11 protein-coding genes are annotated in these 12,210 nt (G+C 62.1%); 6 read left to right on the top strand and 5 right to left on the bottom strand.

Features of this window, described 5'->3' with window-relative positions; genetic code table 11:
* Nucleotides 1–127: 127 nt before the first annotated feature.
* A complete protein-coding gene (locus PQU94_RS10570) occupies nucleotides 128–1,816 on the bottom strand; it encodes an ArnT family glycosyltransferase (RefSeq protein WP_272741432.1) in 1,689 nt (562 codons plus the stop codon).
* Nucleotides 1,817–1,978: 162 nt separating this feature from the next.
* Here PQU94_RS10570 and PQU94_RS10565 point away from each other — a divergent pair, with 162 nt between their 5' ends.
* Together PQU94_RS10565 and PQU94_RS10560 are read left to right on the top strand one after the other, a co-directional pair.
* Nucleotides 1,979–2,710 carry a glycosyltransferase family 2 protein gene (locus tag PQU94_RS10565; RefSeq protein WP_272741431.1) on the top strand — a complete coding sequence of 244 codons (732 nt, stop codon included), beginning with the start codon at nucleotides 1,979–1,981 and terminating at the stop codon, nucleotides 2,708–2,710.
* A 152-nt stretch (nucleotides 2,711–2,862) separates the two neighbouring features.
* Nucleotides 2,863–3,318: a hypothetical protein gene (locus PQU94_RS10560; RefSeq protein WP_272741430.1), complete on the top strand. Its 456-nt coding sequence runs from the start codon at nucleotides 2,863–2,865 to the stop codon at nucleotides 3,316–3,318.
* A gap of 182 nt (nucleotides 3,319–3,500) precedes the next feature.
* Here PQU94_RS10560 and PQU94_RS10555 read toward each other — a convergent pair whose 3' ends face one another.
* On the bottom strand, nucleotides 3,501–3,755 hold the full coding sequence (locus tag PQU94_RS10555; protein ID WP_272741429.1) for a hypothetical protein: 255 nt from the start codon (nucleotides 3,753–3,755) through the stop codon (nucleotides 3,501–3,503).
* A 173-nt stretch (nucleotides 3,756–3,928) separates the two neighbouring features.
* The gene (gene phaR, locus PQU94_RS10550) at nucleotides 3,929–4,573 is read right to left on the bottom strand and encodes a polyhydroxyalkanoate synthesis repressor PhaR (protein WP_272741428.1); all 645 of its coding nucleotides are present in this window, start codon (nucleotides 4,571–4,573) and stop codon (nucleotides 3,929–3,931) included.
* A gap of 424 nt (nucleotides 4,574–4,997) precedes the next feature.
* Between phaR and PQU94_RS10545 the strand changes: the two genes are divergently transcribed.
* The 3 genes from PQU94_RS10545 to PQU94_RS10535 all read left to right on the top strand — a co-directional run bounded on the left by PQU94_RS10545 (nucleotide 4,998) and on the right by PQU94_RS10535 (nucleotide 8,164).
* On the top strand, nucleotides 4,998–6,191 hold the full coding sequence (locus PQU94_RS10545; protein ID WP_272741518.1) for an acetyl-CoA C-acetyltransferase: 1,194 nt from the start codon (nucleotides 4,998–5,000) through the stop codon (nucleotides 6,189–6,191).
* 205 nt (nucleotides 6,192–6,396) lie between these two features.
* Complete coding sequence (phbB, locus tag PQU94_RS10540; RefSeq protein WP_272741427.1) at nucleotides 6,397–7,122, top strand: acetoacetyl-CoA reductase; 726 nt, start codon at nucleotides 6,397–6,399, stop codon at nucleotides 7,120–7,122.
* A 253-nt stretch (nucleotides 7,123–7,375) separates the two neighbouring features.
* The gene (locus PQU94_RS10535) at nucleotides 7,376–8,164 is read left to right on the top strand and encodes a DUF4908 domain-containing protein (protein WP_272741426.1); all 789 of its coding nucleotides are present in this window, start codon (nucleotides 7,376–7,378) and stop codon (nucleotides 8,162–8,164) included.
* A gap of 9 nt (nucleotides 8,165–8,173) precedes the next feature.
* On the opposite strand, the gene gloB is transcribed toward PQU94_RS10535, so the two are convergent.
* Nucleotides 8,174–8,920: a hydroxyacylglutathione hydrolase gene (gloB, locus tag PQU94_RS10530; RefSeq protein ID WP_272741425.1), complete on the bottom strand. Its 747-nt coding sequence runs from the start codon at nucleotides 8,918–8,920 to the stop codon at nucleotides 8,174–8,176.
* Between the two features lie 65 nt (nucleotides 8,921–8,985).
* On the opposite strand from gloB, the gene PQU94_RS10525 reads away from it, so the two are divergent.
* Nucleotides 8,986–9,726, top strand: a complete 741-nt coding sequence (locus PQU94_RS10525; protein WP_272741424.1) for a class I SAM-dependent methyltransferase — start codon at nucleotides 8,986–8,988, stop codon at nucleotides 9,724–9,726.
* A 362-nt stretch (nucleotides 9,727–10,088) separates the two neighbouring features.
* On the opposite strand, the gene PQU94_RS10520 is transcribed toward PQU94_RS10525, so the two are convergent.
* Complete coding sequence (locus tag PQU94_RS10520) at nucleotides 10,089–12,119, bottom strand: phosphocholine-specific phospholipase C (protein ID WP_272741423.1); 2,031 nt, start codon at nucleotides 12,117–12,119, stop codon at nucleotides 10,089–10,091.
* Nucleotides 12,120–12,210 lie beyond the last annotated feature (91 nt).

Raw genomic sequence — 12,210 nt, 5'->3', positions numbered from 1 at the left:
ACCCCTTTTCGGACGCACATGAGGCGTAAAGAAACACAGAGCGATGACGCGGCTCAACTGAGCTGACGAACGCTCTGATGTCAGAGGTGATACGCGGTGAGGCGGTGAGACCCTTCGGCCTCGGGTCTTACTTCTGTAACTGATACAGCGTGACTTTCACCGGGTCGCCGTTGGAGTAGTTATAGCCCTCGATAGTCTTCACGGCGCGTGGCTTCAGCCCGGCGGCGCTGACCGCTTTACGGAATTCGGCATCGTGGCGCGATTCGACGCAGACCGGACGGCCCTGTTGCAGGGCGGCCGCCGCCTGTTCCGGCGTGTCGGCCAGTTCGGTTTCCGTGCCCATGGCAAAGACGAAGGACGGCTCGGCAAAGCCAAGCGTGGCGACGGGACCGGGTTGCAGCCCCTGACGCGGATCGAGATCGGTTTCGACCAGCGCCGCTTCGAGATTGCGCGACATCCATAAGGGTTTGAGCTGTGACAGGGTGGCGACAAAACTCAGGTGGGCGATCACCCCGGCACCGATCAGACAGGCCAGAGCGGTGGTCATGTGCTGACGCCACAGGAACAGCGCCGCCAGACCGCCGATCAGCAGGGCGGCGGCGGCCACGATGGTGACCAGCACCGCCACGCCGGCATGGCCGAATTCCGACAGGCCATAGGCCGCAATGGCGGTGATCAGGAAGCCGCCGAACAGACCGAGGCCGGTATTCATCACCTTGGCCCAGGTCTTCAGCGGGATCGACAGGCCGAGCACAGCCAGCAGCACCAGACCGCCATAGGTCGGCAGCGGATAGTGGACCAGCTTGGTCGGGGAGGCTTCGAAGATCAGGAAGCCCGGTACGAACCAGCAGATGGCAAAGCGCACCGCCGGCTCGGCATAGCGTGACAGCGCCGTTTGCAGCGCTCCGCCCAGCAGGAAGCTCAGCGGGAAGAAGAGGATCGGCAGGGCCAGGGTGTGATAGCCCGGCCACGCGAAATGGCCCTCAGACCCCGATACCAGCTTGGGGGCGAAATCGTCGCCAATGGCCGTGCCCCAGAAGGCTCCGTCCGTGGCGATGGTGATGGCAATCGCCCACGGTCCGACGATCAGGGCGGTGATCAGAAGCCCCCAGGCCCAGCCGAGGTGTTTCAGCCAGTCGGCGGCCCCCGGTACCTTGGCTTTCAAATCCCAGCCCAGCAGCGCCAGCGCCGTCGCCGCGAACATCATCGGCCCGATCGGCCCCTTGATCAGCACCGATCCGGCAAAGGCCACCCAGAAGATCAGTTTATACTTGGTGAGCTTGGGCTTTTCGCTGAGGTCGCTGCGCTGGCGATAGGTGACGTAGATGCGCGCCAGCGCCATCAGGAACAGGGTCGTCAGGCCGCACAGCACCGCATCGGTCTTGGCGATAAAGGCTTCGGTGGACAAAAGGAAGGAGACGCCGAACAACACCCCGGCGATCAGCCCCTGCCGCCGGTCGAACAGGAACCCGGCCCCCCAGCTCATGGCAAAGGCCGCCAGCGCCGCCCCCAGCAGCGAGGGCCAGCGGTAGGAGAGGATATCGCGCGCCGCCACGTCGGATGTCAGGGCGGTGGAGGCCGCCTGAAGCCAGTGGATGCCGACCGGCTTCTTGTGCCGCGGGCGGTCCTGATAGCTGATATTGATGAAGTCCTTGGTCTCAAGCATCTGGCTGGAGGCCTGAGCGAAGCGCGATTCGTCGCGGTCGAGCGGCGGAATCAGCAGGGCGCAGGGCAGGCCGACCAGAAAGGCGATGATGGCCGCCAGAAGCGGGCCGCGCAGATCGGGGCTCAGGGGAGAGAAGGGCTTGCTCGACATAGTTCCGAAAGCTCGCAGACGCGAAATCCCGGTGCGGCGAGGCACCTGAATCTCAGGGAGGGTGTTCGGTTTACGCTTAACCGCAAACCTGATAAGACGCCAGACTCATATTACCGGCGGGCCGCTGACCGCCTGTTTCCTCCCTTAAAGAGCCGCTGCCCCATGTCTGTATCCGTGTCCGTTGTCGTCGCTGTCCACAACGAAGAGGGGGCCACTCCGCAGGTCGTTCAGGAGCTGAAAAGCGTGTTCGATGCCGGTGTGGGGGCCGGAAACTATGAGTTGGTCTTTGTCGATGACAAATCGACGGACAAGACGCCGCAGGTCCTGGAAGGACTGAAGGCCTCTGTGCCGGAGCTGCGCGTCATTCGTCACGAAAACAATGTGGGCAAGTCGGGCGGTGTGTTCACCGGCGTGCTCTATGCGCGCGGCGACATCGTGGCCATGATGGATGGCGACGGTCAGAACCCGGCCAGCGACGTGCTCAATGTGGCGCAGATCCTGCTCAGGGCCGCACCCAACGTCGGTCTGGTGGCCGGGGAACGCCGCCGCCGTCAGGACACGGCCTCCAAAAAATGGGCGTCTCGCTGGGCAAACGGCATCCGTAAGAGTCTGTTGAAGGACGGATCGAACGATACGGGCTGCGGCATCAAGGCCATACGCCGCGATCTGTTTCTGCGGCTGCCCTATTTCGACAATATGCACCGCTACATCCCGGCCTTGGTCAACCGCGAAGGCTATGATACGCTTTTTGAACCGGTCGAAGACCGGCTGCGCACGACGGGCAGCTCCAAATATACCAATTGGGGCCGCCTGAAAAACGCGCTGACCGACCTGCCGGGCGTCATGTGGCTGAACAGCCGCCGCCGTCTGCCGGGACGGACTACGGAGGTCTGAGCGCATTCCAAAAAGTGGGTACCGGTTTTTGGATTCAAATGCGCGATATATAATACCAGTACCTTTCCGGAAAAGGGGTTAACGGGATGGCTAGTCAGGAACAGCGAAACGCGGTAGTAGGTACGGCAGTCATCTCGCAAACGGGGAAGCAAATGGCGAACGCACCGGCTAAGAAGGACGAGGGTGGTTTTCTGACGGCCTTCCCGATGCTGGCCATTCCGGTTGCGGTGTACAATATCGTTGCCATGTTCCACATGTTCGGCAGCGACGCCAATTCGGCCTATAACGGCCTGACCCATGTGCTGTTTACCGTCCCCATGCCGTCAGCCGGCACGCAGTGGCTGGTTTCGATCGGTGATGTGGTGATCTTTATCGGCCTGATCATGCTGTTTTTCGAGCTTTTGAAATCAACCCGCTCGGACAGCGTGGCCATCGTCAACCACTCGCTGTCGATGATCCTGTTTATTATCTGTCTGGTCGAATTTCTGCTGCTGCGCCCGTTCGGCACCTCGACCTTTTTCCTGCTGACCACCATGACGCTGCTCGATGTGCTGGCCGGCTTTATCGTGACCATCATCACCGCCCGCCGCGATCTGGAGTTCGGCTGAGCCGGGGCACGGCCCTGCATCTGATCGTGGATACGGCTTACGTGAACAGCGTGAAGATGGTGGCGACCAGCAGGACGTCGAAGGTCTTGATCAGGATCGGCATGAAGGTTTGCATGGAGCGCTCCGCAACAGATGCGGGGTGCGCTGCAAAAGCCGTGCCGCAGGCTTAACGGCGCTTAACCTTATATCTTTTCCTGCTTGACGCGACCCGGTGCCGGGCGACGGTCGTTGGGCCCGGAATATTCGGACGCCAGATAGGTCTTTTTTGCCCGCCCCAGCGTCTCCGGCCCACCGCGCAGGCCGCGCTTTTCGCCGCCGCCCAGCACCTGCGCCGCATAGTCCACATTCTCATAGGCCTTGTTGACCCGGCGTGCGGACGAGGGCTCATGGTCCACGGCGGGACCGGCAGGCACAGGAAGGTTGGGCTTTTTCGTCATTCTGTCGGCAAAAGAAAAAGGGCGGAAATTAGAGCGAAATGGCTTTAAGTTGAATCGCCATTTCGCTCTAAATATTTGCTTTGTCGCGATGTTTTTGCGGAAAACCGCTCACACTTTTCCGCACATCGCTCTAAATTCCCGCCCAATCTACACTCATAGTCTTAAAACAGAGTCTATTTGCGCGTCGCCAGCTGGTCGATCTGTGCCTTCATGGCCTCGATCTGCTGACGCAGTTCATTGACCTGATCGCTGTCGCGCGCCGGGGCTGCGGGGGTAGGAGCCGCGGGCTCAGCCGCTGGCGCTGCACCCGCCGGGGTACCGGGAGCCGCGCCCGGGGCTGCAAACGAGAAGGGCGAGAACATGCGCATGGCGCGGTCGAACATGGCCAGGTTCTGCGCCACCTGCTCGTCGAAATAGCCGAGGCCCGGCGCGCCGCCAAAGGCCTGCGAAAACTGCGAGCGGAAACGTTCCTGCTGCTTGGCAAAGCCATCCAGCGACATTTCCAGATAGGTGGGAAGAAGGTTCTGCATTGAATCGCCATAAAAGGAGATCAGCTGACGCAGGAACTGGATCGGCAGCAGGTTCTGCCCGCGGCTTTCTTCTTCGAAGATGATCTGGGCCAGCACGCCACGGGTAATGTCATCGCCGGTCTTGGCGTCATAGACCACGAAGTCGATATTCTGACGCACCATGTCCGACAGATTGTCCAGCGTCACATAGGAGCTGGTGGCGGTATTATACAGACGGCGGTTGGCGTACTTCTTGATGACGACGCGTTCCTGATCGCCGCGTTTCGCCTTCGTCTTGGTTTCGGTCATGCCTTGGTTCCTGACTCCCCCTGCACGGGTCCTGTGTGATGGCGTCTTCGCACTTCATATTGCGCAACATGACCGTGGCGCAGCCGCGAAAAGCGAAGACCTCTTCCGCCGCTTTTTGTGCTTATGCGGAAGACCTGCGCGTACTAAATGGATATTCCCTCTGTTGTTCAAGGGGTCTGCGGCGATAAAGCGCGTGTGCGCGTGCAAAATGCGGTAAATCCGGCGTGATGGTTGTGCACATGCGAAAAATTTGCGCTCAAAATCACGTGTTTGGAGACTTTTGCACATATTTTGTGTCGTGACACCGTCACGCCTTTGGGGCAGGGTCCGAACCGTCAACTCGCCGGATACGCGCGCAAATGAGCGGTTGCAGGGAAACGTCCGGTGTCATTTTCAAAAGGGAATTTTCATGTCGGTAAGCTCTGTGTCTGACGTGGTGATCGTGGCTGCGGCCCGTACACCGGTCGGTTCGTTCCTGGGTGGTCTCGCCTCTTTGTCGGGGGCGGAACTGGGGGCCCATGTGATCAAGGCCGCGCTGGAGCGCTCGGGCCTCAAGGCAGAAGAAATCGACGAAGTGATTCTGGGTCAGGTGCTGACGGCCGCGCAGGGGCAGGGCCCGGCGCGTCAGGCCGCGATCAAGGGCGGCCTGCCCCACACCACCCCCGCCTGGGGCATCAACCAGATCTGCGGCTCGGGCCTGCGCGCCGTGGCTCTGGCCGCGCAGCAGATCGCATTGGGCGACGCCAGGATTGTCATCGCCGGGGGTCAGGAAAGCATGTCGCAGGCCAACCACGCGGCCTTCCTGCGCAATGGTCAGAAGTTCGGCGACATATCGTTTGCCGACACCATGATCAAGGACGGCCTGTGGGACGCCTTCAACAACTATCACATGGGTCAGACGGCCGAAAACATCGCCGCCAAGTGGGAGATCACCCGTCTGGCGCAGGACGAATTTGCCGTCGCCTCGCAGAACAAGGCCGAAGCCGCCCAGAAGGCCGGCAAGTTTGACGCCGAAATCGCTCCGGTGACCATCAAGGGGCGCAAGGGCGACACGGTCGTCGATAAGGATGAATTCATCCGCCACGGCGCGACGCTCGACAGCGTGGCCGGTCTGAAGCCCGCTTTCCTGAAGGACGGTACGGTGACGGCGGCCAATGCGTCGGGCCTCAATGACGGGGCGGCGGCGCTCATCCTGATGTCGGCTGACGAAGCCGCGGCGCGCGGCCTGAAACCGCTGGCGCGCATCAAGTCGTGGGCCACGGCGGGTGTCGATCCGGCCATCATGGGCACGGGCCCGATCCCGGCCTCGAAAAAGGCGCTGGAAAAAGCGGGCTGGAGCGTCGCCGATCTCGACCTCGTCGAATCGAACGAAGCCTTTGCCGCTCAGGCCCTGTGCGTCGTCAAGGAACTGGGTCTCGACACCTCGAAGGTCAATGTCAATGGCGGCGCTATCGCCATCGGCCACCCGATCGGGGCGTCGGGCGCGCGCATCCTGACCACGCTGATCTTTGAACTGAACCGCCGCGCCGCCGAGGCGGGCAAGCCGCTGAAAGGCCTTGCCACCCTGTGCATCGGCGGGGGGATGGGCGTCGCCCTGACCGTCGAGACCATCGGGTAAGCCCCCCTGACGGGCTGCAAATAATCATCTTCCTGCAAGCCGGTGCTCACGTACTTCAGGTGTTGGTTGTGCTAACGCTTCGCTTTTTGAGCACAGCACGCGCGCCGGTTCTCGGAAGCTAATCATTTTGGCATTAGCCGAATTCACATTTCGCCGCGTCATGGCGGCTTACGCGCAAGCGGAATGACTAAAGGGATAAAAAAATATGAGCAGAGTTGCATTGGTTACGGGCGGAACGCGCGGTATCGGCAAGGCGATTGCCAAGCGCCTCAAGGACGCAGGCTTCAAGGTGGCTGCCGGTTACGCCGGCAATGAGGAAAACGCCAAGCGCGTGGCGGAAGAGCTGGGCGTCTTCGTGGTCAAGGGGTCGGTGGCCGACTTTGCCGACTGTCAGCGCGCCGTGGCCGAGGTTGAGGCCGCTCTGGGCCCCGTCGAAGTGCTGGTCAATAATGCGGGCATCACCCGCGACGGCTTCTTCCACAAGATGAGCCAGCAGCAGTGGCAGGAGGTCATCCACACCAACCTCGACTCGATGTTCAACATGACCCGTCCGGTCATCGAAGGCATGCGTGAGCGGGGCTATGGCCGTATCATCAATATCTCTTCGATCAACGGTCAGAAGGGTCAGGCCGGTCAGGCCAACTATTCGACGGCCAAGGCGGGCGTGATCGGCTTCACCAAGGCGCTGGCGCTCGAATCGGCGGCCAAGGGCATCACAGTCAACTGCGTGGCCCCCGGCTATACCTCGACCGAAATGGTCTCGGCCATTGCCCCGGCAGTGCTGGAAAAGATCGTCTCGGGCATCCCGGTCGGCCGTCTGGGCACGCCGGAAGAAGTGGCCGAAATCGTCGCCTTCCTGGCGTCGGATATGGGCAGCTTCATCACCGGTGCCACCATCGCGGTCAATGGTGGTCAGCATATGGCCAGCTAAGCCTTATGCAGGCTGTGCCGCCTATGGGCTGAGAACGTGTCCCTCGCCATCTCGATGGCGGGGGATTTTTCATACCTTATACCGTTGTGGCTTGTGTGTTTGAGAGCGGTTATCATTCGCGCGCGGCTTTGTGACAAAAATGCCGCAATCGCTTGTGATTCAACGGTTAGCGCCCCGGAGACACCGCGCTGCGGTCCTAATTCCGCCTATTTCCGTGCGTAATTTGTGAGCAATGACACAGGCTCAGTTCACATTGCGTTCTCTCAGGCCCCAATCGCTCTGCCGGGGGCTTTGCCTTCTGATTCTCGCCCTGTGCCTGCCGTTTGCCAGCATGGCGCAGGCGCAGGCCGAACGCACCTTGCGCGACTCGCTGATCGGGCGGGCGACGCCCAATGACGGGCGCACCAATGCGCCGCCCACCGTGGCGCGCTTTACGACCGATCGCGGGGCCAGCTTCGTGCTCGACCGCAGCCGCCGCAACCCGCTGATCCAGTTCGATGGCGACAGCGAAGTGTGGGCCCTGACGCCGACGCCCGGTCCGATGGGCGACATCATCTTCAAGAACGATCTGGGCGAACCGGTGCTGAAGGCGACGCGCTGGGGCGGTATGATCCTGTTTTCCAAGGACCGCCCGACGGGCGATCCGGTGGCCGTGGCTGGCCGGGCCGAGGCCTTTGAGCCGGGCCATATGTCACCGTCGCAACTGTTTCAGCATCTGGTGCGGACCTCAAAACGCGCCTCGGCGGCCCTGAGCCGTCTGGTGCGCTTCGAAGCGGACGTCCAGACACCGGGGGCGGACTATCTGTTTGCCGATGCCGCAACCGTCACCGCCGACGCCATGGTCGAAATGTCGGGCACGGCCAGGGGACGCAAACTTCTGGCCCCCGTGCAGGAGGTCAAGCTGATCGAAGGCCGCCCGCCCAGCGCCTGGGTCGAAGGCGATACGCTGATGCTCAAGCTGGACCTCAGCAAGGGCTGGGGCGGCCGCCCGTCGTCCAAGCGCGTGATCAAGGTGCTGGCCAGCGGCGGCAATGCACCGTAGGGGTGCTGATCAGAACCGGTCCTTGGCCGCTCTGATTTCGCCAAACTTCGCGGCCTGAGCGGCAAAGCCGGGTTCTTTCAGCGGATAGACCACAAACGGATTGGTGGCGATTTCATCGGCCAGACGCATGGGCACGGTGGGTTCGCCTTGCGCCCGGCGGGCGCGAATGTCTGCACCGCGCGCTTCCAATGCCGGGAACGGTCCCAAGCTCTCAGCAAATTTCAGGTTCGACAGGGTATATTCGTGCGCGCAGTAGAGCGTCGTCTGCGGATCGAGCGCCAGCAGCCGTTGCAGGCTGCCCCACATGTCTTCGGCGCTGCCCTCGAACAAACGCCCGCAGCCCAGCGCAAACAGGGTATCCCCGACAAAGGCCACCTTTTCCGACGCTGCCGCATAACCGATATGGCCCAGCGTATGCCCCTTGAGGTCCAGCACGTCGAACACGGTCTGCCCCAGTGCGAAGCGGTCACCGCCGCTTAAAACCTGATCGAGCGGCGCGGCCCGGCGCACCTCTTCGGGACCGTAGATCAGACAGCCATAGCGGTCTTTCAGCGCCGCATTGCCGCCCGTATGGTCCGGGTGCCAGTGGGTATTGAGGATATAGTCAAGCCCCCAGCCCTGCGCCGTCAGCGCCGCGGTAACGGCCTCGGCATCCGGCGTGTCGATGCAGGCGACCTGACCCGACGCCTGATCGCGGACCACAAAGCCGTAATTGTCATTGAGCGCCGGAAACTGATGAATTTGCAGGGCCGACATGGCAAAATCCTCCCTCAACCGGGCAAAGCGTCCTATATATAGGTTCTGATCCCTGAGGACCCATCTTGCGCCGCATCGTTTCCGAACTGAGCCGTTTCTATGCCACGCCCGAAGGCGCGGTGACAAGACGCATGGTGGCCCAGAAGCTGGCCGAAGCCTGGCCCGATGTGGCGGGGTCTGACGTGCTGGGGCTGGGCTATACCACCCCCTATCTCGATGCGTTCAACGGCACGGCGCGGCGTGTAATCGCCGCCATGCCGGCGGCGCAGGGGGCCGAAATCTGGCCCGAAGGCCTCAAAAGCCGCTCGGTGCTGGTCGATGAGCAGCACATGCCGTTTCCCTCGGCCCTGTTCGACCGGATTTTTCTGATGCACGCGCTGGAGGAAGCCTCAAACCCCGAAGCCCTGCTGGTCGAGGCCTCGCGCTGCCTGACCACCAACGGTCGGCTGATTCTGGCCGTGGTGGCGCGCGGTGGTCTGTGGACCCACGCGGAAAAGACGCCGTTCGGCCATGGACAGCCCTTTTCGCGCACGCAGCTCGAAACCCTGCTGCGGGCGGCGGAGCTGGAGCCGATCGCCTGGTCCTATGCCCTCTATGTGCCGCCGTTGCGCTCGCTGCTGCGCTGGGCCCAGACCTTTGAGGAGTGGGCCCCGCGGGTGTGGCCCTATCGCGGCGGGCTGATCCTGATGGAGGCCGGCAAGCGGGTGATCCGCGCACCGGTGCGCGGCACAGCGGTGTCGGTCATTGACGACATCCGCGACAAGCTGGGTGTACCGCTGCCGCAACCGACCCCGCAAGGGCATTAGGTCTCAATACAGGCCGGGGAGGGGAAATGGTATACGGACGGGCTTTGGTTGATAGGTATTTTGCGAGGGTGATGAGCGATATTTTCTCATCATCTCTGTTCTCGCTACACACCCGTTGCTTTTATCTGTGGTCTCATCCGCAAGCGGCTACACAGGCAGTCTTTGCACATTAAGCGTCCCTCCCGCCGAAGCTAACCCGCATTTGGGCGTGCGTTCTCTTCCCTATGCCGAAGGCTTGGGTATAGCCTCAGCAAAAGTATATTTTTCGGCCGCGATGGCTGAACGCAGCGAAACGGGATGTCGCCGAGCGATCACAGGCCACAGGCTTTTGGGGACTATGGCGTAGCCCCCACTTCATCACTTCAGACCGTCAGCTTCGCCGCGCCGAAGGCCGCCGGGTCGGACAGGGACGGCTTGCCGTCTTCGACATGGCCGGCCAGACGTAGGCGGTATCCCTCAGCGGTCAGGCTGAAATCGTACCAGCCGTGGCTGGCGGCCACATCGAAGCGCAGCGGCTGCCTTTCACCGGGGGCGAGGCTCAGGTTTTGCGCGGCCTGTCCATAGGCTTCGTCGCGCCACATCAGGCTCAGGGGCTTGTCGGAAGCATTGCTGACTTCAAACCCTTGCGGTCCGCGTTCACAGCCGAACAAGATGGTTGCGCCCTCGAACCGGCGGTGGAAGCCATTGGGGCCATTGACCCACAGCTTCACGGCCCCGGCGGGCAGCCTGTGCGTCTGACGGTTGCTGACCGTATACCGATAGGGGATAGCATCGCGCGCATTCAGGTCATAGAGGTGAAACACCGCTGAACGCTTGTCAGTGCCATTGTTGAGCATGACCAGTTCGCCGTCGCGGTTCAGACCGCATTGCAATTCATAAGGTGTCGCGCGGCGGGGGCGCAGGCCCTGTTCCTGCACCGGAGCGGTGAGGGCGTCGGGCGTTTTGGGGGTCGTCTTACTCCCCAGCTTGCGCGCCTGTTCGGCGCGGTCGGCGGTTTTGGGCAGGTGGGCAAAGAAGGGCTGATCGTTCGGCGTTTTGAAATCAAAGCACGAGGTCAGGTCGCCGCACACGGCGCGACGCCACGCCGATATGTTCGGCTCCTGAACACCGAAGCGCGTTTCAAGGAAGCGGATGACCGAGGTATGATCGAACACTTCCGAAGCCACGTAACCGCCCTTCGACCACGGCGAAATGACGTACATCGGCACGCGCGGGCCCAAGCCATAGGGACGGTTTTTCAGCGCGTCGTCTCCTTGGTGATATTCGCGCTCCGCCCCTTCGGCATAGCCCAGCGGCTGTCCATTGGCATCCAGAGACGGCGGGGCGGGCGGCGGCACGTGGTCGAAATAGCCGTCATTCTCATCGAAATTGATCAAGAGGACGGTCTTCGCCCATATCTCCGGATTGGCGGTCAGGGCATCGAGCACCTGCGCCGTATAGTCGGCCCCCTGCGCCGGCGAGGAGGTCGAGGGGTGCTCGGAGCCTTCGGCCGTGCCGATGATCCACGACACCTGCGGCAGCTTGCCGGTCAGCACGTCTTCTTTGAGCTTATCGAGGTCGCGCGTGCGGATCGAACGCTCGGCAAGGTCCGCGAGCTTTCCGGAGGTGGCTTTATCGGCAGCCCGGTAGGTCTTGAAGCCGACCAGCGGGTTGTCGGTGAAATTGTCCTTCATGTTCTGATACAGGCGCCAGTCGATGCCCGCCGCACTCAGACGCTCCGGATAGGTGGTCCAGTCATAGCCGCCGTGGCCCTTCGGATCGGCGTCCATCTCGTCATAATCATTGACGATGACCGGGCCGTTGGGGCCGACATTGGTGCCCGTCCAGTGGACCACGCGGTTGGGATTGGTACCGGCGTGCATGGCGCAGAAATAGGCGTCGCATAGGGTGAAGGCTTCGGCCAGAGCGTACTGGAACGGCAGATCGGCGCGTTCGAAATGCGCCATCGCGTGATTGTGCTTGGACTTCGGCCAGTTGGTCAGACGCCCTTCGTCCCAGGCGGCCTGCGCGTCCTTGAAGCTGTGCGGCGTGCCTTCGACGCGCATCAGGCGGAAGTCTTTGGTGGTGTTGAGCGCAAACGGCGCGATCAGGCGGGTGGGGTCGTCCTCACGCGGCTGGGCGAAGACGGTGCGGTTAGCGTGGGTGGGCGTCGCCGGGGCCGGGATGACGAAGCGATCGCCAAAGCCCCGCACACCGTTCATCGTGCCGAAATAGTGGTCGAAGCTGCGGTTTTCCTGCATCAGGATGACGACGTGTTCGACGTCCCTGATCGTTCCGGTGCGGGTGTGGGCGGGGATGTCCAGCGCGCGGGCAATGGCGGGGGGCAGGCTGCCCAGCGACGCCGCCAGAGCGCTGCTGAGGGTGGTGCGAAGAAAGGTGCGGCGGCTGGTCATAAGGCGGCTCCGATAGCTGAGCCTACGCAATAACGCGCCCGCATGACAGTTTTGTTGTCATCCGCATCTGAGGTGTGGTTGAGGAGAAAAA

It is taken from the genome of Asticcacaulis currens (assembly GCF_028550395.1).
GTDB lineage: Bacteria > Pseudomonadota > Alphaproteobacteria > Caulobacterales > Caulobacteraceae > Asticcacaulis > Asticcacaulis currens.
Note: the sequence above shows the minus strand (reverse complement) of the source record. Positions and strands in the feature narration are given on the sequence as shown.